The sequence below is a fragment of the Stutzerimonas sp. R40042 genome, assembly GCF_026642215.1.
Lineage (GTDB): Bacteria > Pseudomonadota > Gammaproteobacteria > Pseudomonadales > Pseudomonadaceae > Stutzerimonas > Stutzerimonas frequens.
In genome coordinates this window covers 1419330-1441594 of sequence record NZ_CP113258.1, presented here as the reverse complement: position 1 = coordinate 1441594, position 22265 = coordinate 1419330, and the positions used below count along the sequence as shown (strand labels likewise).

28 protein-coding genes are annotated in these 22265 nt (G+C 57.6%); 15 read left to right on the top strand and 13 right to left on the bottom strand.

Features of this window, described 5'->3' with window-relative positions; genetic code table 11:
* Positions 1-29 precede the first annotated feature (29 nt).
* Both OUY36_RS06835 and OUY36_RS06830 read right to left on the bottom strand, forming a co-directional pair.
* Positions 30-677 (bottom strand): GNAT family N-acetyltransferase, encoded by a 648-nt coding sequence (locus tag OUY36_RS06835; RefSeq protein WP_015278138.1) that lies wholly within the window; start codon positions 675-677, stop codon positions 30-32.
* Positions 678-777: 100 nt separating this feature from the next.
* Positions 778-1257 (bottom strand): YqhA family protein, encoded by a 480-nt coding sequence (locus OUY36_RS06830; protein WP_015278137.1) that lies wholly within the window; start codon positions 1255-1257, stop codon positions 778-780.
* A gap of 580 nt (positions 1258-1837) precedes the next feature.
* Between OUY36_RS06830 and OUY36_RS06825 the strand changes: the two genes are divergently transcribed.
* The 4 genes from OUY36_RS06825 (at position 1838) to OUY36_RS06810 (ending at position 5249) form a co-directional block, all read left to right on the top strand.
* On the top strand, positions 1838-2458 hold the full coding sequence (locus OUY36_RS06825; protein ID WP_015278136.1) for a tyrosine-type recombinase/integrase: 621 nt from the start codon (positions 1838-1840) through the stop codon (positions 2456-2458).
* A 152-nt stretch (positions 2459-2610) separates the two neighbouring features.
* A complete protein-coding gene (locus tag OUY36_RS06820; RefSeq protein ID WP_042924881.1) occupies positions 2611-3555 on the top strand; it encodes a chromate resistance protein ChrB domain-containing protein in 945 nt (314 codons plus the stop codon).
* Positions 3548-4912: a chromate efflux transporter gene (gene chrA / locus OUY36_RS06815; RefSeq protein ID WP_125862890.1), complete on the top strand. Its 1365-nt coding sequence runs from the start codon at positions 3548-3550 to the stop codon at positions 4910-4912. The genes OUY36_RS06820 and chrA overlap by 8 nt, the downstream gene beginning before the upstream one ends.
* A 10-nt stretch (positions 4913-4922) precedes the next feature.
* Positions 4923-5249 (top strand): rhodanese-like domain-containing protein, encoded by a 327-nt coding sequence (locus tag OUY36_RS06810; protein ID WP_125862889.1) that lies wholly within the window; start codon positions 4923-4925, stop codon positions 5247-5249.
* A 36-nt stretch (positions 5250-5285) separates the two neighbouring features.
* Here OUY36_RS06810 and OUY36_RS06805 read toward each other — a convergent pair whose 3' ends face one another.
* From OUY36_RS06805 to mreA, 4 genes are read right to left on the bottom strand one after another with little or no spacing between them, the layout of a single operon-like run.
* Entirely contained in the window at positions 5286-5951 is a 666-nt protein-coding gene (locus OUY36_RS06805) for a TraX family protein (protein WP_045432144.1), read from the bottom strand.
* A gap of 47 nt (positions 5952-5998) precedes the next feature.
* Positions 5999-6439: a YqaA family protein gene (locus OUY36_RS06800; RefSeq protein WP_042924888.1), complete on the bottom strand. Its 441-nt coding sequence runs from the start codon at positions 6437-6439 to the stop codon at positions 5999-6001.
* A gap of 3 nt (positions 6440-6442) precedes the next feature.
* Entirely contained in the window at positions 6443-7576 is a 1134-nt protein-coding gene (locus tag OUY36_RS06795) for a nickel/cobalt efflux protein RcnA (RefSeq protein WP_042924890.1), read from the bottom strand.
* A gap of 9 nt (positions 7577-7585) precedes the next feature.
* A complete protein-coding gene (mreA, locus tag OUY36_RS06790; protein WP_042924893.1) occupies positions 7586-7873 on the bottom strand; it encodes a metal-sensing transcriptional repressor MreA in 288 nt (95 codons plus the stop codon).
* Positions 7874-7991: 118 nt separating this feature from the next.
* Here mreA and OUY36_RS06785 point away from each other — a divergent pair, with 118 nt between their 5' ends.
* The 4 genes from OUY36_RS06785 to OUY36_RS06770 all read left to right on the top strand — a co-directional run bounded on the left by OUY36_RS06785 (position 7992) and on the right by OUY36_RS06770 (position 10010).
* Entirely contained in the window at positions 7992-8351 is a 360-nt protein-coding gene (locus OUY36_RS06785) for a hypothetical protein (RefSeq protein WP_042924896.1), read from the top strand.
* 47 nt (positions 8352-8398) lie between these two features.
* A complete protein-coding gene (locus OUY36_RS06780; RefSeq protein WP_125862888.1) occupies positions 8399-9136 on the top strand; it encodes a HupE/UreJ family protein in 738 nt (245 codons plus the stop codon).
* 12 nt (positions 9137-9148) lie between these two features.
* A complete protein-coding gene (locus OUY36_RS06775; protein ID WP_125862887.1) occupies positions 9149-9811 on the top strand; it encodes a transmembrane anchor protein in 663 nt (220 codons plus the stop codon).
* A 70-nt stretch (positions 9812-9881) separates the two neighbouring features.
* Positions 9882-10010 carry a hypothetical protein gene (locus OUY36_RS06770; protein ID WP_256044860.1) on the top strand — a complete coding sequence of 43 codons (129 nt, stop codon included), beginning with the start codon at positions 9882-9884 and terminating at the stop codon, positions 10008-10010.
* Positions 10011-10431: 421 nt separating this feature from the next.
* On the opposite strand, the gene OUY36_RS06765 is transcribed toward OUY36_RS06770, so the two are convergent.
* A complete protein-coding gene (locus OUY36_RS06765) occupies positions 10432-10815 on the bottom strand; it encodes a VOC family protein (RefSeq protein WP_231098776.1) in 384 nt (127 codons plus the stop codon).
* A 594-nt stretch (positions 10816-11409) separates the two neighbouring features.
* Here OUY36_RS06765 and phnC point away from each other — a divergent pair.
* The 5 genes from phnC to OUY36_RS06740 are packed head-to-tail and all read left to right on the top strand — an operon-like array spanning position 11410 to position 15866.
* Positions 11410-12237, top strand: coding sequence for a phosphonate ABC transporter ATP-binding protein (gene phnC, locus OUY36_RS06760; RefSeq protein ID WP_003117867.1), 828 nt, complete (start codon positions 11410-11412; stop codon positions 12235-12237).
* Positions 12234-13097, top strand: coding sequence for a phosphate/phosphite/phosphonate ABC transporter substrate-binding protein (phnD, locus tag OUY36_RS06755; protein WP_126189395.1), 864 nt, complete (start codon positions 12234-12236; stop codon positions 13095-13097). The genes phnC and phnD overlap by 4 nt, the downstream gene beginning before the upstream one ends.
* 8 nt (positions 13098-13105) lie before the next feature.
* Positions 13106-13933 carry a phosphonate ABC transporter, permease protein PhnE gene (gene phnE, locus OUY36_RS06750; protein ID WP_003298907.1) on the top strand — a complete coding sequence of 276 codons (828 nt, stop codon included), beginning with the start codon at positions 13106-13108 and terminating at the stop codon, positions 13931-13933.
* Positions 13934-13941: 8 nt separating this feature from the next.
* A complete protein-coding gene (ptxD, locus tag OUY36_RS06745; protein WP_003152798.1) occupies positions 13942-14952 on the top strand; it encodes a phosphonate dehydrogenase PtxD in 1011 nt (336 codons plus the stop codon).
* On the top strand, positions 14946-15866 hold the full coding sequence (locus OUY36_RS06740) for a LysR family transcriptional regulator (RefSeq protein WP_232888578.1): 921 nt from the start codon (positions 14946-14948) through the stop codon (positions 15864-15866). The genes ptxD and OUY36_RS06740 overlap by 7 nt, the downstream gene beginning before the upstream one ends.
* Positions 15867-16309: 443 nt before the next feature.
* On the opposite strand, the gene OUY36_RS06735 is transcribed toward OUY36_RS06740, so the two are convergent.
* Both OUY36_RS06735 and OUY36_RS06730 read right to left on the bottom strand, forming a co-directional pair.
* On the bottom strand, positions 16310-16591 hold the full coding sequence (locus OUY36_RS06735; protein ID WP_041106953.1) for a hypothetical protein: 282 nt from the start codon (positions 16589-16591) through the stop codon (positions 16310-16312).
* 166 nt (positions 16592-16757) lie between these two features.
* Positions 16758-16991, bottom strand: coding sequence for a hypothetical protein (locus tag OUY36_RS06730; protein ID WP_031653269.1), 234 nt, complete (start codon positions 16989-16991; stop codon positions 16758-16760).
* Positions 16992-17324: 333 nt separating this feature from the next.
* Between OUY36_RS06730 and OUY36_RS06725 the strand changes: the two genes are divergently transcribed.
* Positions 17325-17975, top strand: a complete 651-nt coding sequence (locus tag OUY36_RS06725; protein WP_045428535.1) for a hypothetical protein — start codon at positions 17325-17327, stop codon at positions 17973-17975.
* Positions 17976-17981: 6 nt separating this feature from the next.
* Positions 17982-19136: a helix-turn-helix domain-containing protein gene (locus OUY36_RS06720; RefSeq protein WP_031653271.1), complete on the top strand. Its 1155-nt coding sequence runs from the start codon at positions 17982-17984 to the stop codon at positions 19134-19136.
* Between the two features lie 102 nt (positions 19137-19238).
* Here the strand turns inward: OUY36_RS06720 and OUY36_RS06715 are convergent, their stop codons facing one another.
* From OUY36_RS06715 to OUY36_RS06700, 4 genes are all read right to left on the bottom strand, one after another.
* A complete protein-coding gene (locus OUY36_RS06715) occupies positions 19239-19835 on the bottom strand; it encodes a DUF6088 family protein (RefSeq protein WP_041106958.1) in 597 nt (198 codons plus the stop codon).
* Positions 19836-19849: 14 nt separating this feature from the next.
* Complete coding sequence (locus tag OUY36_RS06710; RefSeq protein WP_073865899.1) at positions 19850-20113, bottom strand: BPSL0761 family protein; 264 nt, start codon at positions 20111-20113, stop codon at positions 19850-19852.
* 66 nt (positions 20114-20179) lie between these two features.
* The gene (locus tag OUY36_RS06705) at positions 20180-21580 is read right to left on the bottom strand and encodes a DEAD/DEAH box helicase (protein ID WP_023083090.1); all 1401 of its coding nucleotides are present in this window, start codon (positions 21578-21580) and stop codon (positions 20180-20182) included.
* Positions 21577-22164, bottom strand: a complete 588-nt coding sequence (locus OUY36_RS06700; protein ID WP_041106962.1) for a hypothetical protein — start codon at positions 22162-22164, stop codon at positions 21577-21579. Before OUY36_RS06700 ends, OUY36_RS06705 begins: the two co-directional genes overlap by 4 nt.
* Positions 22165-22265 lie beyond the last annotated feature (101 nt).

The window sequence follows — 22265 nt, the reverse complement described above, 5'->3', positions numbered from 1 at the left end:
TGCGTGTTTGACTGTGCCTAACGCCGCAATCACCCGCTTGTCGGGTGCATTGCTTTGTTATGCGCTTTCTCTGCAAGTGCGTTGATCGCACATTCATCTAACCGGGCACGCCGTACCTCTTCGAATATCCGAGCGCCCGAGCGCTCGTAGAAGCTCCTTCCTCGATCATTGTCGGTAGCCACGATCCAGTCAATACGCCCGCAGCCAGTATTCTGAGCGAGGATACACAGCTCTGAGAGTAGAGCTTCGCCCACACCGCTTCCCCGGAACTGCGGATAGACAAACAGATCGTCTAGCCAGATGCCAGGCTTGGCAATGAACGTGGAATAGATACTGTAGTACGTCGCGATACCCACGGCCTCGCCTGACTTCATGGCCAAGAGCGCAAACGCCTTGGGTTGTTCGGAGAAGAAAGCTTCCTCAATGTCAGCTTCCGTAGATTGAAGCGAATTCAAACACCCATCGAATTCCGCTTTTCCTCGAACAAGGTCGAGTATCGCAGGAACGTCCGCTTTTTCTGCCTTCCTGATTTCAATAATAAGAGTACCCTCTCTATGGATGCGCATAACGCCGCCAACACGCGCAGCTTTGTAGTGAAGGCGAAGCCGCAACCGAAATGGTGTCGCTATGCTTGGATTGGTTAGTGGCAGACGCCCGTGACGTTGGCTCTTGCCCAAAGCAGGCTCCCATGAAGCGTTGGCCGCCTACATTCTCTGCGGAGTGGTTGCCTCTCTAGTTCAGGCAACCAGCAGGTGACGTCTAACCGCGTGCTGTGCATCAGTCTTTCATATTCTTCCACGCGAATACCGAGGCCAAAATAATGATACCGATGGCAGCACCAAAGTATAACGTAGCGATCGTAGCGCCAATCTCTACCGCCTGCTCAAGGAACAGAACCACCAGTAGCACAACAGCCACTTGGCTTACTGTTATCTTCAAATCATGGAAGCTCTTAATGTCCAGAGGGTTTTGGGATTCTCTGTCATCATCAGACACCGGACGGATGAACAGACGATACAGGTTAACCGCCATGATCTGAAAAGTAATAGCGATCAGCAGGAGATCCAACAGCTTCAGGAGGCGAACCGCGAGGCTCTTGCCGTCGTCAGCAGAGACAGGTATATCACGTACTACATCCAGTGCGGTATTCCAGATTATGTTAACCGAGGCACCATACAAGAGCAAAGATGACACCGCACAGATAACGACTGCCACCCACACCATAAACCGACTACTTCTGAAAACTCTCTCGATCATAATTTCTCCGGGCCGCGTCACAACGTCAGTTACAGACTCACAATTTTCTCTTAGTCGGTTTCACCGGACCATCTACTATCTCGTTAATCAACCTCTAGATTGTGCTTTCTACGGCGTTAGCCGAACACTGGAGCTGTCGGATTACTGCTGGATTACTTCAAACGTTCGTGACCCTGACATGACCTGGAGAAAAGCCACTAACAGTGATTAGACCGAACGCTCGACTAATACGCAGCCTAACATTTCGCTAACAATGTTGACTTTTCTCTTGCGGATCAGTGTTTTATGCATCTTTCACTCCCTTCTGCTGCGACGTTATATCGAACGCGGTATAAGCCAGGGCGGCCGAATGCGGCATAAGCCCGCGCTTCACAGCATGTCGCCAAAGCTAGCAGGAATGAATGCTTGTGTGAGATAAGCAAGGCATCCATGCCGCCGAAGATGGGACTGCGCGTGAGCAGTTGTTTCCATAATGCTTTTTCTGCTGTTGATTGCCAAGAAATTAGTGGCCGCTTCTGGCCGGTTAGCGACCATTGCTCCGGCCAACCATCCTTGTCCTCCCACACCAGGAGGACTTGCCATGAACACCATTGCTACCTACAGCCATCAGCCCTGGAACAAAGGAAAATTAGTCGGACAGAAGGCCCCGCTCCGCCTGAGAGATATCTGGGCAATCCGGGTGAGGCTGCAAATCGCCGAGAGAAGTCGAGATCTAGCGCTCTTCGATTTAGCCATCGACAGCAAGCTGCGAGCCTGCGATTTAACCAAGCTCCGTGTGCGCGACGTTGCCCATGGCGAAAACCTGTCATCACGAGCCATGGTGATGCAGCAGAAAACGCAGCGGCCAGTGCAGTTCGAGATCACTGAGCAAACACGGTCTGCTCTCGCGGCCTGGATACATCAAGCCCAGCTCCGCAGCGAGGACTGCCTTTTTCCGAGCCGGCTGCATACCTCTGACCATCTCTCCACTCGTCAATACGCCCGTATCGTCAAAGGCTGGGTGAAAGCCATTGGCCTTGATCCAGCCATGTATGGCACTCACACAATGAGACGTACGAAGGCATCACTGATCTATCGCAGGACGAAGAACCTGCGTGCGGTTCAATTGCTGCTCGGCCATACGAAGCTTGAGAGCACTGTCCGATACCTCGGGATTGAGGTCGATGACGCCTTGGAAATGGCGGAGCAGACCGAGGTTTGACCATGTATAGCGACGGTCGAAGTCAGACCGTCGCTAACCGGCCAAAAGCGACCAGTCGTAACGGGCAATCATCGGCCAACTATTTAGTGCTTCACAATCACCCAGAGCAAGAATAGAGTAAAGATTACTACCTAATAGGTATTCTACTCTACATGAATAGTTGGCTATCTCTGATCATCGCCTTGCCGACCGCTAACGCCACAGAGCGGATGCGTGCCTGGCGTGCCCTCAAGAGCAGTGGCGCAGCGGTACTGCGCGATGGTGTCTATTTGCTGCCTGATACTCCCGCCTGCCGGGAAGCGTTGGAAGCTGTTGAGCGCGACGTGCTGGGTAGCAATGGCACGGCCTTTCTGTTGCCCATCAATGATCCGCAAGGCGAGCGCTTTATCGAGTTGTTCGACCGTAGCGAGGACTACGCCAAGCTGCGCGTCGAGATCGAGGCGTGCCAGGCTCAACTGACTTCGGATAACGCCCTCACTAGCACCAAGCAGGTACGCAAGCTGCGCAAGGCATTTGCGCAGCTTGCGGCCATCGACTTCTTCCCTGCGGCAGCGCGGAAACAGACCGACACGGCCCTCAAAACACTTGAAACGGCCATCAGTCGGGCACTTTCGCGGGATGAGCCGAGCAGTCAGGATCAGCCTATCGAACAGCTGGATCGCCGCGACTACCAGGGCCGCCTCTGGGCTACGCGCAAGCGGCCCTGGGTCGACCGCCTGGCCAGTGCCTGGCTGATTCGGCGCTGCATCGATCCGAGAGCCCGCATTCTCTGGTTGGACACACCGAATGATTGCCCTGCTGACGCGCTGGGCTTCGATTTCGACGGTGCGACCTTTAGCCATGTCGGCAGTCGCGTCACCTTCGAAACCCTGCAAGCCAGCTTTGCACTGGTCGAGCCAGGCCTAAGCCGCATCGCGGCTCTGGTGCATTACCTGGATGTCGGTGGCGTTCAACCCGCTGAGGCTGTTGGCATCGAGCGTGTATTGGCCGGGCTGCGCGAAACCATCCTCAATGACGACCAGTTGCTAACGGCTGCTTGCGCCATCTTCGATGGGTTGCTGGCGGCATTTGTGAAAGAAGAGACCCCTGATGAATGAAACCACACTGCCGCCTGTAGAGCAGGATCTGCCACGTGCCGAGCCTGTCAGTTTGTTCCAGGCTTTTCTGTTCTGGCTCAAGCTCGGTTTCATCAGTTTCGGCGGCCCAGCCGGACAGATCTCGATCATGCACCAGGAGCTGGTGGAGCGTCGGCGCTGGATCTCTGAGCGGCGTTTTCTGCATGCGCTGAACTACTGCATGCTGCTGCCCGGCCCGGAGGCCCAGCAACTGGCCACCTATATCGGCTGGCTGATGCACCGCACCTGGGGTGGTGTGATTGCCGGGGTGCTGTTTGTGCTGCCCTCGCTGTTTATCCTGATCGCGCTGTCGTGGGTCTATATCGCTTTCGGTGATGTGCCGGTGGTGGCCGGACTGTTCTATGGGATCAAGCCCGCCGTGACCGCCATCGTGGTGCAGGCCGCTCATCGCATCGGCTCCCGTGCCCTGAAGAACAACTGGCTGTGGGCGATAGCTGCCGCCTCGTTTGTGGCGATATTCGCCCTCAACCTGCCGTTCCCGCTGATCGTGCTGGTCGCCGCAGTGATCGGTTATTTCGGTGGGCGTTTCGTCCCAGAGAAGTTCAGCATCGGCGGTGGTCATGGCGCGGCCAAGCAGTCTTACGGCCCAGCGCTGATTGATGATGAAACCCCGACACCGGAACATGCGCGCTTCCGCTGGCCACGACTGCTCTTGCTGGCAGCGATAGGTGCAACGCTGTGGGCGTTGCCCATGGGGCTGTTGACCGCTCTATTCGGCTGGGAAGGCACGCTGACGCAGATGGGCTGGTTCTTCACCAAGGCCGCACTGCTGACCTTCGGCGGTGCCTATGCGGTACTACCCTATGTCTACCAGGGTGCAGTCGGCCACTACGGCTGGCTGACCCCGACACAGATGATCGACGGTCTGGCTCTGGGTGAAACTACGCCAGGGCCACTGATCATGGTGGTGGCCTTCGTCGGTTTTGTCGGTGGCTACGTGCAGCAGGTATTCGGTGCCGATCAGGCCTTCTTGGCCGGTGTCGTGGCCGCCAGCCTGGTCACCTGGTTCACCTTCCTGCCGTCCTTCCTGTTCATTCTTGCGGGCGGCCCGCTGGTGGAATCGACCCACAACGAACTGAAGTTCACCGCGCCGCTGACGGCCATCACCGCCGCCGTGGTCGGGGTAATCCTCAATCTGGCGCTGTTCTTTGGTTATCACGTGCTCTGGCCGCAAGGCTTCGAGGGGGCTTTCGACTGGCCTTCGGCGCTAATTGCCCTGGCGGCAGCGGTAGCCTTGTTTCACTTTAAACGCGGTGTCATCCAAGTGCTGATGGCCTGTGCTTTGGCCGGACTGGTGGTACACCTGCTGCAAAACTGAGAGGTAGAAGATGAGCAGAATCTCGATATGCGAACTGGCGGAATGGCAGGCAGCAGATCGGGCGTTCACTTTGCTGGATGTGCGCCGTACGAGCGTGCGGCTTGCCGATGCCGAAGAAATTCCCGACGCACACTGGCGTGATCCCGAGGCTGTCTTCACCTGGAAAGATCAGGTTTCACGGGACAGGCCAGTGATTGTCTATTGCGCCAAGGGGCATGAAATCAGCCAGGGCATCGCCGCCACATTGGAGGCCATGGGCCTGGATGCTCGCTTCTTGATCGATGGCTTTGCTGGCTGGTACGGCGCTGGCCGGCCCACCCGTAGCATATCGAGGTAGTGGATCTCCGCCGATATGACGCGATAGTCGCTGGCACTAGCCGAGCGAGCGGATCATGTGTAGTACGGCCAGATGCCCGGGGTAGAACCAATAACCCCAGCGCTTGACCGGCCAGACCCTGAACTGGCGCAGTCGGCGCAGCAGCCACAACCCAAGCAAGGGTGCGACAAACGCAGTGATCACGATCAGCAAGGTATAGGGCTGCAATTCCCACTCGGCGAGCCAGCGGTTGCGACTATTGGCCAGTACGCACAGTGCGGCAGGCAATAGCCACACAAGCCCTGGGCGCTGAATGGCCAGCAGCAACGCTGCCGGCAGCAGTGCGCCGAAAACGCCGTACATCAGGCGCTCTTGCATCAGCACCGCGACAGTCACGCCGGCCAGAGCCAGGATCAAACCGTCGCGACCACGGTGATGTGCTCCCCAGGTGATAAGCAGGCCCAACAGCAGCGAAGGCATAACGTTGAGCGTGCTGCTGTCGTTAGAAAGCAGGCGATAGGGCAACTCCGAGATCACTGCAAACGCAGTCATCCAGCACATGTAGCGAACGTTGTTATCGGAATACAGCTCACCTGTTTGCGAGCGCGCGACATTGGCGGCGATCCCCAGGCAGAACATTGGAAAGGCTAAGCGCCCAACGATGAACAACCATCCGTTGTCAGGCCAGATGTAGCGCAGGTGATCCAGCAGCATGGTCAGCATCGCCAGCCACTTGATCAGATCCAGGTTGGTGTCGCGCTTCTGCAGGCTCACCCAAACCACCCAAGCGTCATGGCAGCTAGTGCCAGATAGCGAGTGGTCTTAGCCAGCATCACGATCAACAGAAAGCTCCAGAAGGGTTCTCGCATGACACCCGCGACGACTGTGAGTGGATCACCAATGATCGGCACCCAACTGAGCAGCAGTGACCAGCGACCGAAGCGGTGATAAGCCTGCTGAGCCTTTTCCAGTTTGCCCTCGCTGACGGGAAACCAGCGCTTGTGTCTGTAGCGCTCGATAGAGCGACCCAGCAGCCAGTTCAGTACCGAGCCCAGTACATTACCCGTGGTGGCGACCGCCAGCAGCGCCCAGACCGCATAGCGGTCAGTCAGCAGCAACCCGACCAGCACCGCCTCCGACTGCATGGGTAGCAACGTGGCAGCACCGAAGGCAGCGAGGAACAGGCCGAAATAACCGGATAACTCCCACATCGGCTAGGCGTTCAGGCCGATCCAGCCGTGGAAGCCGACGTAAACCCCCACACCAATGATCAGTAGGCTGGACAGGTAAGGAGCGCGACGGGCCACAGCACCCAGCCAGGGCCAACGATTGGATGCCTGGCGTGCGCCGATAGCAGCGGCTGCACCAACGGTAACCAGAGTTATAGCCAGACCGATGCTGAAACACAGCACCAGGACGGCACCCAGGGTGACTTCTTTCACTTGCAGGCAGAGCAGCAGCACGGTGATCGCTGCCGGGCAGGGAATCAGTCCGCCAGTCAGACCGAACAGGATGATCTGGCCGGTGGTGACATTGCGATTGCTGAAGCGTTTACGGATGTCGTTGGCATGCGCTCGCTCATGGGCATCCTGGTAGCCCTCCAGCGACAGCTCTAGCCCCTCCAGCTCGGAATGATCATGCTCATGACGGTGGCTTTGCTCGCGGAACTCCAGGTCATAGTCGTGGGAGTGATCAGCATGGCCGAGGCTCAGGCGCGCAGTGAACTCATGGGGCTCGGGAATATCGTCCAGTGACTCTAGGTAGTCACACCGGTCGACGAAGCGAAACTGCTGGGCCAGGCCATCGGGGCGAGTCGTCAGCAAGCTTACTTCAGCAGCCGGCCAGGCATGACCACTCAAGGTCTTCAGCCGCCAGCGCGGAGGGGCGCCTTCTTCGAAGATCGACAGCTCGATACGCCCGTGCCCTGTGTCGATACGCTGCGTTTCATCGTGGTGGTGATGGTCGTGTTGATGCTCATCACCTTCCTCGAAGCGCCACATCTGCTCGCCACGCCAGGTGCGCCAGAGCATCCACAGGGCGATGGTGATAATGATTACGGCGGACGCTAGCTGGAAATAAGGCTCGGTAGTTTCGGCATCCAAATTCTGCCCCAGGTACATGCCGCCCATGGCCACCAGCCAGACTACGGCGGTGTGCGAAAGCGTTGCGGCAAGGCCTAGCAGAATGGCCTGCTTCACCGTGCCACGAATGGCCACGATAAACGCCGCCATCATGGTCTTCGAGTGCCCAGGCTCCAAGCCGTGCAAAGCACCCAGCAGAATGGCGCTGGGGAAGTACAGCCAGGCCTGCGAGCCCCCCTGTTGCAGCAATTCGGCGAAACTCGACATGGGAGGGGCCTAGAGGTACTTGGTGATTTGCTTGAAGTCTTCGAGTGAAGCGCGCTCGCCTACCGCAAGTGCTTCGACTGTATGTTCCAGACAGTGGTCGATATGGTCTTGGATAAGCACACGCTTGGCCTGGCAGACGGCTTTTTCCACGGCATGTAGCTGCTGAGCAATGTCGACGCAGGCCCGGCTGTCTTCAATCATGGTGACGATGCTGCGCAGGTGGCCCTCCGCACGCTTCAACCTTTTGATGATGTCGCCATGACTTTGGTGCTGGTGGCCGTGTTCGTGATCGCTCATGCCTTGAGTCTCGTGCGTCGATGAATTACGCTCTCATGCTATCCCCCTGGGGGGGATATGGTCAAACCGGCTACCTCTCCATAAAAGCCACTCGCTTAGGCATCGAAAGAACCACAACATGCTCAGCAATCCCATTAGCACCAAGGTGATTTTTGCCCTTGCTCTCGCCATATTGCTGGCTTGGGCCGGGCATACCTCTGCGCTGTTTATGGGATCGAGCCAGCCTTCCTTGAGTGGAAATGACAGTGCTCATTCGCATGCGCATGGTGATGAGACGCAGGCCTGTGCTGCGTACGGGGATCACTGCCACTCGCCGCTGACAGCCGACCACTTGCATGAAACACCGCATCTGACCGCGCTGCTGAGAATAAGCACGCTGCCAGAACGTGCGCAGCCGATACTCGCCCCTCGCTACTCCATTCCTCCAAGCCCGATCTTCCTGATCGAGCGGCCACCGCGCGCCACATTCGTGCTCTGACACAGGCCGCTGTGCGGCCCAAGCCCCCTTTAATTTAGGACTCAACCATGCATTCGCTATCTATGGGCGCAATGGACTCATCTGTCGTGCGTCCGAATCGCTCGTTACTACTGTTGCTGCTTTTCATGGCATTGCTGTTTCTAGGCATGCCTGAGGCGCTGGCCCACGCCGTTGCCGAGGGCGACAAGGGCTTTATTCAGGAAAGCTCCGGGGTGATGGTGCTGCCGTTTATCTACATGGGCGCTAAGCACATGATCACCGGCTACGACCACCTGCTGTTCCTCTTCGGAGTGATCTTCTTCCTCTACCGCCTGAAGGATGTTGGGCTCTACGTCACCCTGTTCGCCGTGGGCCACACAGTTACGCTGTTGTTCGGTGTGCTGGCAGAAATCAGCATCAGCTCCTTTGTGATCGACGCCATCATCGGTTTCTCGGTGGTGTACAAGGCGCTGGATAACCTGGGCGCATTCCAGCGCTGGTTCGGCCATCAGCCGAACACCAAAGCGGCCACGCTGATTTTCGGCCTGCTGCATGGCTTTGGTCTGGCGACCAAGATTCAGGAATACGAGATCTCGGCAGATGGCCTGATCACCAACCTGATCGCCTTCAACGTCGGCGTCGAAATCGGCCAGCTCCTGGCCCTGAGCGCCATCCTGATTGTCATGGGCTACTGGCGACGCACCGCCAGCTTCTGGCGCCATGCATATACCGCAAACGTCGCCATGATGAGCGCCGGTTTCCTCTTGATGGGTTACCAGCTCACCGGCCTGATCGCCTCTCAGTAAGGAATTCTCAGCATGTTCAATACCAAGCTTCCGACCCAAAGCGAATTGCCTACCAGCCGCCAACTGTTGCGCTCCACTGTGATCGCCGTGGGCGTTGCCGCAGCCTTACTGGTCACTGTAGTGATGCCTTCGGAGTACGCCATCGACCCAACGGGCGTTGGCCGCTTACTCGGCCTGACCCAGATGGGCGAAATGAAGAAAACCCTGGCCGAAGAAGCGGCTGCGGATGCAGCGGTTCAACCCGCTGCATCCCCCGTTGTGCAAGCCCCCGTGCCTGTTCAGCCGGTAGTTCAAGAGCAAGTCGCGGCAGTGCCTGTGGCTGAACCAGCCGCAGAGCCACAGCCAGCCCTGAAGTCTGACGAGATAACCGTCACCCTGAAGCCAGGTGAGGCCAGTGAAATCAAGCTGGAGATGCTGAACAAGGCCACGGTCAGCTACGAGTGGGCAACCAATGGCGTACCGGTCAACCACGACACTCATGGCGAGCCTTACAACGGCCCCAAGGGCTACTACCACAGCTACAGCAAAGCCAAGCAGATCAAGGGTGACAAAGGCGAGTTCACCGCCATTTTCGACGGCACACACGGTTGGTTCTGGCGCAACCGCAGCAACCAGGACGTGACCATCACGCTGAAGACCAAGGGCGAGTACCTGAGCGTCAAACGCGTTATCTGAGGCACATAGCCCCTGCGTCAGCCGGCACAGGGGCTTCTACTTTCATGATCGAAACAGAAAGGATTACATGATGAAAAGCACAACTACCCTGAGTCGCTCCCTGCTGTTGGTTTGTCTGCTTGGTCTGCTGTCGGCCTGTGGCGGCGGCGAGCCGGAAACCCAGTCCGAAGTCGAAAGCCACGGTCACGCTCACGACTAAGATCTGAAACGCTGTGTTGTCACGAGCGAGGAGCCTACTTGTTCGTGACAATCAGCAAATGCCTCTTCTTCTCGGCTACCGCTACATCATGCACTTTAGGTGTGACTGCTTTTGGCCGAAAGCGGTCGTCTAGTACTGTAACTCCTCGTACTGGCCGGTAGCGTATCAAGTGGCATCGTTCAGCTAACGAAGCGTTCCGAGTCGACCCCGAACCAGAAACGGCATGAGATTTACCGGGGTGACGCCAGCCGGGGCATGCCAGCGAATATCGCCGAAGGGGTCAAAAGGAGCTAAGACGATTTGGTCACTAAGTGCAGGATATATCGGATTGCTATCTTGAGTAGCTAATACATGTTTGTTTGGTCGCTTGTTCATATAAATGATTCATCTATATAGAGGCGACCAAGACTTAGTGGTAACGCTAACCGCCACACTGGTTATCGTCGAAATAGACAAAGGCCAACTTGTTGCCGTCAGGATCACGAACATAGGCTGCGTAGAATCCCGTTCCGTACTCAGGTCTGGGGCCAGGAGAGCCTTCGTCAGTACCTCCGTTCTCAAGCGCGAGTTCAAAGAGTCGCCCTATTAGCGCTGGGCTCTCCGTGAGTAACGCCGTCATGGTTCCATTGCCGGGGCGTGCTTCCTCTTGGTTATAAGGAAGACAAGCGTGAAAGGTGGGGGTCCGGTTGCCCGGAACTCCCCAAGCAACCGATCGCTCGTCCCTCCACGAAATTTCCAACCCCATTGCTGAGAATATAGGTTCGTAGAAACGCGCTGAACGGTTCAGATCGGTCGTTCCGACCATTGTATATGCAATCATCCTTCCCTCCCAATCTCGCTGAAAAAAGGAGTAATAACCGAAGTGTAAAAAGCGCTGGTCATATGACATTTAGCCGAAGGCGTTCTCTTCAAGGCATCGAAGCAGATACCGCGCATGATCAGTCTACTGAGGAAACATCATTCAAGACTAGCGCGGCGTTGCTAGAAGAATAAGCGGCTTGCGCTAGCATTAAGCTGGGCGCGACAACAGACATCTAGTTGGGCGGCACCTGAAGGTTTCGACCAGCCACATAACGGCCTGGGTCAATCGACGGGCAAGAGTAGAATGTCTCCTATAGTCCGCTAGTGTGCGCTCTCTTGCTTGGATGGCATTACGTTCTGGCCCAACGTTACTGTAGCGAATCCGCAGCAGTATCAATCAAAGCCTCCTGTATCCCGCGTGAAGAAAGACGCTACGTTGCGCCCGTTCTTCCACGGCTTCGCTTGCCGCCCCGCTACGGCAGATTCGAAGCATTCATCGAAATGTCATCATTTAGAAGCAGTGCGTTAACAAGGAATTTCTACCCTTTGCATCGCGAACCGCAATTGTGCGGCCAGCAATATTGCGAAAGGTGATCAAATGACGCCCCATCCGATACAGGACGCCGTGCTGCGGGTCGACCGGTTGAGCGTCGTCTACCCAGGCGGCGTGACAGCCCTACGCGATACCTCGATTGCATTTCGGCGTGGTGAGTTCACCGTGCTGCTTGGTCTCTCGGGCGCAGGCAAGTCGACCTTGCTCCGTAGCCTCAATCGACTCGTCACGCCCACTCGCGGCAGTGTCACCAGCGAGCTCGGTGAGCTCGGCAGCGGCTCGGCCTTGCGTCAGCATCGTCGGCGTACCGCCATGATCTTTCAGCACCACCAGCTAATCGAACGTCAAAGCGCACTGGCTAATGTGCTTACCGGTCGGCTGGCCTTTCACAACACGCTCCGCTCGCTGTTTCCTCTGCCGCGTGCCGATCAGGAGATTGCGCTCAGTTGCCTCGCTCGGGTCGGTCTGGCAGACAAGGCGCTAAGCCGGGTGGACAAACTGTCCGGTGGCCAGCAGCAGCGGGTAGGCATCGCGCGTGCGCTAGCGCAACAGCCCGCGATCATTCTTGCCGATGAGCCGGTAGCCAGTCTCGACCCGGCCACTTCGGTCCGTGTTCTCGGACTGCTGCGCGACATCTGCAAGGAAGACGGCATCACCGCCATCGTTTCGCTGCATCAACTCGAATATGCCCGCCGCTTCGCCGATCGCGTCGTCGGGCTGGCCGATTCTCAGATCGTTTTCGATGCCGCGCCCTCGGAACTCACCGATGCGCAGCTTGAGCGCATCTATGCAGGCCGCTCTACGACTCAGCCAGCAACTGCTCCGGCTGAAACCCCTGTCATGCTCGCACCTTCACTGGAGATGTCCCGATGAAACGCTTATCCGCTCTCTTATTGACCTGTTTGCTGTCCGCTGTTTCAAGTCTGTCCGCCGTAGCGGCCGATGCCGATCCGGATGTGCTAAAGGTTGCGCTGCTGCCGGACGAAAACGCCTCGGAGTTGATCAAGCGAAACCAGCCGCTGAAGGATTATCTGGAAGAGCATCTGGACAAGAAGGTGCAGCTGATCGTAACCACCGACTATTCCTCGATGATTGAGGCGATGCGCTTTGGCCGTATCGACCTGGCGTATTTCGGTCCGCTGTCCTACGTCATGGCCAAAAGCAAAAGCGACATCGAGCCCTTCGCTGCCATGATCATCGACGGCAAGCCGACCTATCGCTCAGTGATTATCGCCAATGTGGCGTCAGGCGTGAATGAGTATGCCGACCTTAAGGGCAAGAAGATGGCCTATGGTGACCGGGCATCGACGTCCAGCCATCTGATTCCCAAAACCGTGCTTCTTGAGACGGCCGAGCTGACGGGTGGGCAGGACTACGAACAACATTTTGTGGGCACGCATGACGCCGTTGCCGTCAACGTGGCGAACGGAAACGCCGATGCGGGTGGGCTGTCGGAGGTAATTTTCAATCAAGTAGCCGAACGTGGCCTAATCGATCCGAGCAAGGTGAAAGTACTTGGTTACAGCGGCGAATATCCCCAATACCCCTGGGCGATGCGCTCGAACCTGAGCCCCGAGCTGAAAACCAAGGTGCGGGATGTATTCGTCGGTATCGACGATCCCGAAGTGCTGCGCAACTTCAAAGCCGAGGCCTTCGCGCCAATCACCGACGCCGACTACGATGTGATTCGCAACATGGGATCGCTGCTCGGCCTCGACTTCGCCACGATGTGAGCACCGATATGTCTACTCATCATGACGTGCAGGCGCTGCCTGCAGAGCAACGCGAGCACATCCTTCGAGGCTTCGGCCTCGGTTGGTGGCGCCAGCTGGGGCAGGTGGCAATTGTACTCGGAGTGGTGCTGTTGGCCTGCTGGTACGTGGGGCTGCTCGATGCCACCACGCTGCTGAACGGGCTGCCCTCCATCGCGACCCTGGCAGGCGAGGCCATGCCGCCAGACTTTTCGGGCTATCGAAGCTGGATTCGCCCGTTGATCGACACGCTGGCGATGAGCATCGCCGGCACGGCCATCGCAGTGGTGTTCTCGCTGGTGGTGGCCTTCGTTGCAGCGCGCAATACGGCGCCGCACCCCCTTGTGTTCGGTGTTGCCCGGGTGCTGCTCAATGCCCTGCGGTCGGTGCCGGAGCTGATCATGGGCATCATCTTCGTTGCAGCCGTAGGGTTCGGCGCCTTGCCGGGCGTGCTTGCCCTGGGTCTGCATTCGATCGGCATGGTCGGCAAGTTCTTCGCCGAGGCCATCGAGCACGTCGACGAAGCGCCGGTGGAAGCCGCTCGGGCGGCGGGGGCTACGCCGATGCAAGTGCTGCTGCACGCGGTTTTGCCACAGGTGACTCCACAGTTCGCCGACGTGGCGATCTACCGCTGGGAATACAACTTTCGCGCCTCCACCGTGATGGGCATGGTTGGCGCCGGCGGTATCGGCTTCGAACTCATGGGCTCGCTGCGCATCATGCAGTACCAGGAGGTTGCAGCAATCCTGCTGGTCATCCTGGCCATGGTCACGCTAGTAGACGCCTTCAGTGGCGTGCTGCGCAAACGTTTCAAATAGGACAAACCATGCTGCCGAAACTCGTTATAACTCACCGAGTACACGATGAGATCCTGCAACTGCTGGCGCCACATTGCGAGCTGATGACCAACCAGAGCGACAGCACGCTGACGCGCGAGGAAATTCTGCGCCGCTGCCGCGATGCTCAGGCGATGATGGCGTTCATGCCCGATCGGGTCGATGCAGAATTTCTCCAAGCCTGCCCCGAGCTGCGTGTGGTCGGCTGCGCGCTCAAGGGCTTCGACAATTTCGATGTGGACGCCTGTACTGCCCGCGGGGTCTGGTTGACCTTCGTGCCTGATCTGTTGACGGTCCCGACTGCCGAGCTGGCGATCGGACTGGCGGTGGGGCTGGGGCGGCATCTGCGCGCAGCAGATGCGTTCGTCCGCTCTGGCGAGTTCCAGGGCTGGCAACCACAGTTCTACGGCACGGGGCTGGATAACGCGACGGTCGGCATCCTTGGCATGGGCGCCATCGGACAGGCCATGGCTGAGCGCTTGCAGGGATGGGGCGCGACCCTGCAGTACCACGAGGCGAAGGCTCTGGATACACAAACCGAGCAACGGCTCGGCCTGCGCCAGGTGGCGTGCAGCGAACTCTTCGCCAGCTCGGACTTCATCCTGCTGGCGCTTCCCTTGAATGCCGATACTGAGCATCTGGTCAACGCCGAGCTGCTTGCCCTCGTACGGCCGGGCGCTCTGCTTGTAAACCCCTGTCGTGGTTCGGTAGTGGATGAAGCCGCCGTGCTCGCGGCGCTTGAGCGAGGCCAGCTCGGCGGGTATGCGGCGGATGTATTCGAAATGGAAGACTGGGCTCGCGCGGACCGGCCGCGGCTGATCGATCCTGCGCTGCTCGCGCATCCGAATACGCTCTTCACTCCGCACATAGGGTCGGCAGTGCGCGCGGTGCGCCTGGAGATTGAACGTTGTGCAGCGCAGAGCATCATCCAGGCGTTGGCAGGTGCGCGCCCAATCAACGCTGCGAACCGTCTGCCCCAGGCCGAGCCTGCCGCATGTTGAATCCGGTCTGGCTGAAGAGCCTGGTAGCGATCGTTCAAACAGGCAGTTTTCAGAGCGCGGCGAGGGCGTTGGGGCTGGCCCAGCCGACGGTGTCGCAGCACTTGCAGAAGCTTGAAGAGCAGGTCGGCGTAACGCTGGTGCAGCGCAGTCGTAGCGGCTGCCAGCCTACCACACGTGCGCTGGCCTTCATGCCGCATGCGACCGCCTTGCTCGACATGCACGCCCGGGCGCTAGAAGCCCTGCATGGAAATAGTGAGCGCGTCGGGGCCAGCTCCAACATCGGCACCTACCTTCTCCAGCCATTCGTGCGCAGCTATCTGACGACCGCAAATGAGAGGGGCGAGGTGGATCTGCGCATCGCCGCCAACCCGGATGTGGCCGACCAGCTACTGGCGGGCCAGCTCGACGCCGCGATCATGGAATGGTGGCTACCTCACCCCGACTTCGAACACCGCCTCTGGCGGGTCGAGCCGCTGGTACTTATCGTCAGCCCCGACCATCCGCTGGCTGAAGCAGGGTGCATAGAACGCGATCGTCTGGTGGACCTGCCGATGCTGGGAGGTGAACCGGGTAGCGGTACCGGACGGCTTCTGACCGAATACTTTGGCGAGCTGGGCGTGCCTCGCAGCGGTATGCAGCTAGGCAGCACCGAGGCAGTCAAACAAGCAGTCAGGGCGGGACTCGGCGTGTCGTTGGTGATGGCTTCCGCAGTACAAGACGAAGTTCGCAGTGGCGCGCTGGTAGCTCTTCCCATCCCGGGGCTTGAAAAGCGTCTCCAACTGATCTGGCGCAAACCGCCCGGAAATCTGCACCCGCCGGGATTTGTGCGGCACTTATTGGCCGATTGCTGTCTGTCGCTACCGGTTGCTTCCGGCCAAGAGCTGCCCGAGTGCGAACTGACTCGATCTAGTTGACTCAAGCGTTCACTGCCCCAGAGCAATCAGCGAGGCGTGGACTGACTGACGGCTGTTGCGGCTCTATGATGAAACCTGCCTGATATCCAACACGACCCAGACCTCATACCCTTTCTCCCGTGCTGTTTTCTCGGCCTCGAGTTGGGCAGCGAGAGTACTGATGGAACGGGAGCGGTGCTCGAAGCGGAATGGCGAACCACCGTTCTTACGCACGCTCAATTCAACGAGTGTGACGGTAGAGTGCTGTTTGGGTATGGGCTGCTTCGATTTCGAAGGCGCGAGGTCTAGGCCAAGCGCGCGCCGCATCTCGACTTCAGTGAGTTTTGCGTCAGTCAAGCGAGATCCCTAGAGCGATTGCCGGTGACGCCATTGTACCGAGAAGTCGTGCAGACATGGCCTGAGTTCGATGCTGGCGAGCCAATAACCTCATCTCTGAGATATGGCTACGAATCACCAAAGTAGTCATCGCGGGCGACTAGTCCGAATGGGCGCTCCTCGCAGGGCTGCTCATCGCTGAACAGATTCTGCGTGCGGCGCTCCTGCTTCAAAAACGCTAGTGCCGCGAAAAAGCAGCTTTCGCATAGATTGACTCGATAGCGTTCGCCATCATGCCCTGCGCCATAGCCCCAGAGCGCCTGAAGCGTCCCGAACTGCTCGCCGTACCCCGGCACCCTCGTACTGGTAGCGCATACATCGCAAATGGTGTCTTTATGGCTCTCTGTCACCGGGCAGACCTCATCTTCGTATTAAAAAGAGTAACCGAGGGCACTGCGCAACGGAGCGCCTTTTGCCAGTTTTCCAGCCCCGCTGCGTTAGCTCAAGCATGGTCTGGTGTGCCATGCCGGCGGTGGATATGGCAGGTCTTCGACAGATGCGGTTGGCGGTGGTTCGTCATGGTTGTCCGCTGCACGTTTCTTGCGTTGCGGGCGGCGACCACTCCATTCCCTCTTCGAGGATCGGATGGCTTTCACTAACGACGATCAACGGTTTGTTCCGATTCTCCAGCGCGAACATGGCGATGGAGCCTTCGACGTCCACCGCCGGCACCTCCCCCTGTGGGTCAAGCCTGCCAACCCAGACATATTGCCGGGTCTCCAAACATGCGAGGTAATACGAAATACCCATGCTTCCTCCGAATTTGAATCAAGTCTATTACTGTGCCAATCCGGAACGGGAGGCGGTACTGCCGCAAACATCAAATGTTATCGCCAGTGCATTTTTAACCCAGGTGCCGACGCTATTCTGCCCTAACCCAGCAGTCTGAAAGCGAAATTCTACAACTCGCTTGGTGCTCGAAACTGGGTCAATGAAATTCCGGCATGTGGGTGGAAAATGCACAGGCGGCAACACGCATGCTGCAACGTCCTCTCGGTCTCCCTCCGCGACGTGTGCTTCTTGTTTTTTTACCTCATTTGAGGAAGAATAACCGGAAGTCACCGTTGTGTTAGGAGTCCTCAGATGCAGGCTTGCCAGGTATTCAGTGATCAGGATGAAATCGCCGCCCGTCTTGAACAGTTGAGTCTGGAGCGCGAGCCACTGCGTGAGGCTATCAATCAAGCTCACCTACAGCGGGTTCGCCTGACTCCTAACCATCCCAGCATTTTTCCCGGCCTTGAAATGTGGGGCTGGTTGGTAGGAGCGGTGCGCGATCAGCTGCGCCCACTAGGGTGGGTCGCGCATGAACAGTCGAACTACCCTCTTACCGTTCACTCGGCGCTCAATCTCGCGATTGCTGTCGCATCGGGAGATAGCTATGTTGGAAATCTGCTGGGGATGCCGAGCAGCCGATCCAGGAAGGGTAAAAATACAGTTGATGCTGTTGAGCGGAACTGCCAGTTCGACATGTTTGATGACTTGCTGCCCGATCCGGAGGAGCTGCCTGAATCAGGCCCTCATGAGACCTGGATCCTGCTCCACCACACCGACACGGTGAAGAAGGAAATCCGCATCGAGCTCTCACGTCCATCGGGAATGGGTAAAGGCGGCAAGATCAATTTCTGGTCTGAACGCATCATGCTTGGCACCCTTGCTCTTGATGATGATTTCTTTGAGGTTACCTCCCCAGGCGGTCCGGATATCGACATCGAAATTCGCCGTAAAAGCTCGTGATAGATCATGTTTAATCCACAACGATTTGCGCTCGCCCGTCGCCGGCGAGGTATGAAAAAGCGTGAGCTTGCCACTCATATAGGAGTAACGGAGCGATCAGTCTCCGGCTACGAGAGTGGCACGCAGGAGCCTGAGCCTGGAACCCTTGCAAAAATCGCTAAAACGCTTCGGTTCCCCGAAGCGTTTTTCTTTGGTGATGATCCTGAGGTGCCAACGCCGGATGTTGCCAGTTTCCGGTCGCTCTCAAAGATGACTGCTGGCCTTAGGGATTCAGCTCTCGGTGCAGGCGCAATTGCGCTCCTGCTGAATGACTGGATCGAGCAACGTTTCGATTTGCCAGAGCCAGATCTTCCGGACCTGGGGTCCGAACGCGCTGCACTGACGAATTTTGAGGCGCTCGATAAGCTGGCACTATCACGCAGTGCCCAAGCGCCAGAGGCCGCTGCGGAGATGCTGAGGGCACACTGGGGTTTAGGTGAGCAGCCGGTTAAGAACATGATTGCGCTTCTTGAGTCGAAAGGCGTTCGTGTCTACTCACTTGCAATTGATGCAAAGGAGGTCGACGCGTTCTCGATGTGGAGTGGCGGCCGCCCCTTTATGTTCTTGAATACCTTTAAGTCGGCCGAGCGTTGCCGCTTTGACGCAGCTCATGAATTAGGACATTTGGTTATGCACCAGCATGCCCACCCACAAGGACCTGATTTAGAGCGTGAGGCGAATGCCTTTGCGTCGGCTTTTCTAATGCCACGTGCAAGCGTTCTAGCGATGGCTCCACGTTCGATCACTATCAAAAGCCTAATCAAATACAAGAAGCTCTGGTCCGTTTCTGTGGCAGCCTTAAATTACCGGCTTCATAGCCTGGGGCTTTCCACGGAGTGGGCTTACCGAACGCTGTGTATTCAGATTGCTCAAGAGGGCTATCGCACCGAAGAGCCGGAATCTATTGCTCATGAGCGGTCAGTGATCCTGGAGAAGATTTTCGCCGCGTTACGTGCAGATGGGGTTGGGAAAGCTGGCGTCGCGGGAGAACTGGCAATCAGTCCTGAGGAGATCAATGAATTGACGTTCGGATTGATGTTGAACGTGTTGAAGGGGCAGAGCGCTAACCCATCCGACTCTGGTGGGAAATCAGGTGCCCATCTCCGTTTGGTCAAGGGGTGAAGGGATGCCGCCGATGTCGCTTGGTCGGACTCGGCCAGCAACGGAAATCTGCCTGACAGAGCGTTAAGGAGCAAGCGTGTTGACGGTGTGTATGCGCGCTGACTACTCCAACGCCATGCGCATCCATTTCGGCATTTTGCAGGCCATTAATGTGGTTAGGTCTTCTGGCCTGAGCACCTTCTTGATCGCGGCAATGCATTCCGGGGTCGAGCCGTCTTTACCGAGATAAAATAGTGCGCTGATAGCCGTCCCTACCTCGGTCCCGGCACGCTGCATGACCATTGGTGCCGCATGTACCAACCGGACCTCACCCTTACCTATAAAAAATGATCGGCTGGGTCCGCTGGTGTAATAGATCGGAATGAGCGGCATCTGGGTGCTCAGTCCAAACAACCTGACCGCATGAGCGCCATGAATCTGTAGAACATGGCGGTTCTGCCTAGCGATCAAGCTCACTACTTCCCATACATTTGGGCGGACCCGTGCAACGTATCGACTGGATTTCGGGCGCATGTAAATTCCTCGATGCACCCGTTCAAGTTCGCCTTGGCTGACCAGCCGAGCTAGTGCCTTGGATATGGCGCCACGCGCTCCAAGCTCCGCAAAGCGGCCGATGCAGAAGGGTTGCCCTTTGGGTAAGCGCTTAATCCGTTGCGCAATGCGGGTGGATACCGACAGAGCAAAATCAGTGCTGGACATTGCGGCTCTCATTTCTATCGCGTGAAGTCCAATGACGAGCTGAACAGCGGCTGATGAAAAGCGATCACCCGCCGTCGATATTCATCATCTGGTGCATCGCTCACCAGGCACTCTTCAAGGCGCCCCAACGAGAGGATCTGGTCGGCCGACGGGTAGTGCCTGAGCAGGCTTTTCGCATAGCTGCGGATATCCTGAGGCAGCTCAGTGTTACGGGCGAGCTCTCGCAGGAACTCTTCGGTCTTGATGACGCTGCGGGTTCTTTCGTGAGAAAGGGTCAATGCGGCTATCTCCTGATTCAGTCAACCACGTCTGCCGACGCTTGAATTCAGTCCTCCATACAAGCATCAAAAGCAAGCCAGCAACTGTTGCCGGTAGTGCTTGGAAAAGCTGACCAGATGGTTTGGCTCAGCGGCAGAGCCCCCCAGGGATAAGGCGCATGTAGCACCTGCCCCAATTACCTGCGCAATGCCACTTCCATTACTGTCATCCAGGACATCGATATTACCAGCAGCCCCAATCCAGCCAGATATTGAACCTGAAGTGGAGGCTGGCATCTCTACCTCGTTCAGCACTGCCAGGTCATCCGGTAGATCATCTGCAATTCTCTCTGCCAAGCACTGCAGTGTCGGCTCCGCTAACATGAATAGCCACGCCTGATTATCGGGCTCGCCTGTGCGCCGAAGCACTCGCCCAAGCACTTGTCGGTAATGCAGCTCAGTGCGGATGCGACTGAGGTAGCAGCACACCTGGAGTCGAGGAATGTCCGTGCCTTCGCTGATCATTCCAACTGCGATAATCCAACGGCAGGCGCTGTGTCTGAACGCATTGATAACCTGCTGCGCAGCCGGGGTTTTGTTGGTCACGATGCGGCAACCTTCACCCAGGGTTTCCAGGGCCAAGGCAATTTGCTGGGCGTGCTCGATGTCGGTGGCAACCACTAAGCCTGCCGCATCAGGCTTGATCAGGCGAAGCTCATCCAGCTTGCTGCACCCGAGACCGAGTAACTGGTCAATCACCTCGTCATGGCGCAACAGCTCTTCGTAGGTGACAGGGGACTCCCCCAATAGTTTGGCAATGCTGGGAAACATCCTGACAGTGCTCTCCGTGTCCAGCTCCTCGGTAAGTATCACCTTCTGGTTGTCGAGCAGGACAATGCGAGGGGAACGGCACACACCATCAGCAATGGCCTCTTTCAATCCGTAGCGGTAGTCGCAGATCAGGTACCCCTCGGGCGTCGAGTAGCGGGCCAGGGCAATGGCCCGGTCGTCCGAACGCCATGGGGTGCCGGAGAGGGCCAAGGTGAAGGCTGCCCTGTCCTGTATCCGCTGAAGAATCTGTTGGCCCCAGGCGTTACTCAGAAGTACATCGTGGCCGGCGCAGTGGTGGATTTCGTCGAAAACCACGAACACACGGTAGTCATCGAGGAGTCGCCAGAACGTCTCATCTCGGTATTCCATGGCTTGATAGGTGAACGCCGCCCCAACTGCGCCGAGTTGGCCGTCCAAGCGTCTGCCGAGCACCGCAGCAAAGGACGAGCGAAAGCCCTCGACAACTTGGCAGGATGGTGCGAAGCAGAGCACCAGATCGATCCGGTCCTGCTCAAGCAGCCTGCTGGCCAGCTCTGCCGCCATACGCGTCTTACCGGCACCCGGCGTTGCCTGGCAGAAGAAGTGCGGCGTGGCAGTAAAGTGCTCCAGTGCCGCGTCGATGCAGCGGCGTTGCCAGTTTCGCAGCAGTGTGGTCATCGTGCGGAGGCAAGCGTCTTGAGTGTCTTCTCGATGGCGCGAAGATGGCCCAGCAGGCGCGAGCTTCGGTCTCTAGCTTCCAGGTACTCGCCTTCGACCTTATCCCGGAGATGCGGCATATCATCGAGGAGCAGCTTGTATCGCTCCGCCTCGCCCATCGATGCGAGGAAGTCCAGCCTGATTTCCTTGAGGAGCGCCTCCAGGTGCTGATCCGCATCGACTGATGGTTGCGGCACCGCCGAATTATCGAACGCTGACGGCTCCTGCTCTGGCTCACAAGCAGTCTTATGGCTGTTCTCGAACCCGTTGTCGATCAGCTCCAATTGCAGATGTGCCGGAATCGGCAGCAGGTGGTAGACCTGTCCCCGCGAACGGCGCTCTTCATCGAGCACAACCCAACCCATGCGCAGCATTCGGCGGATCTGCTCATACACATAGCGGCGCACATCACCGATACGGAAAGTCATGCCATCCAGGCGCTTGGCATAGGCATCACGCAGTTCACGCGTCGTGAACCTTGAACGCCCTTCCTCCTGAAGCAGCTCATACAGACGCCTGTCGAAGGTAAACGAGGCCGATTTCATTGAGGCACCAGAAGAGTTAACGCAGAGGAAATGCGGATTATAATCCGTGGCTCCTACGTCCGCAAACACACGATAGTGCCGCCTCAAGTGGAATTGAGACG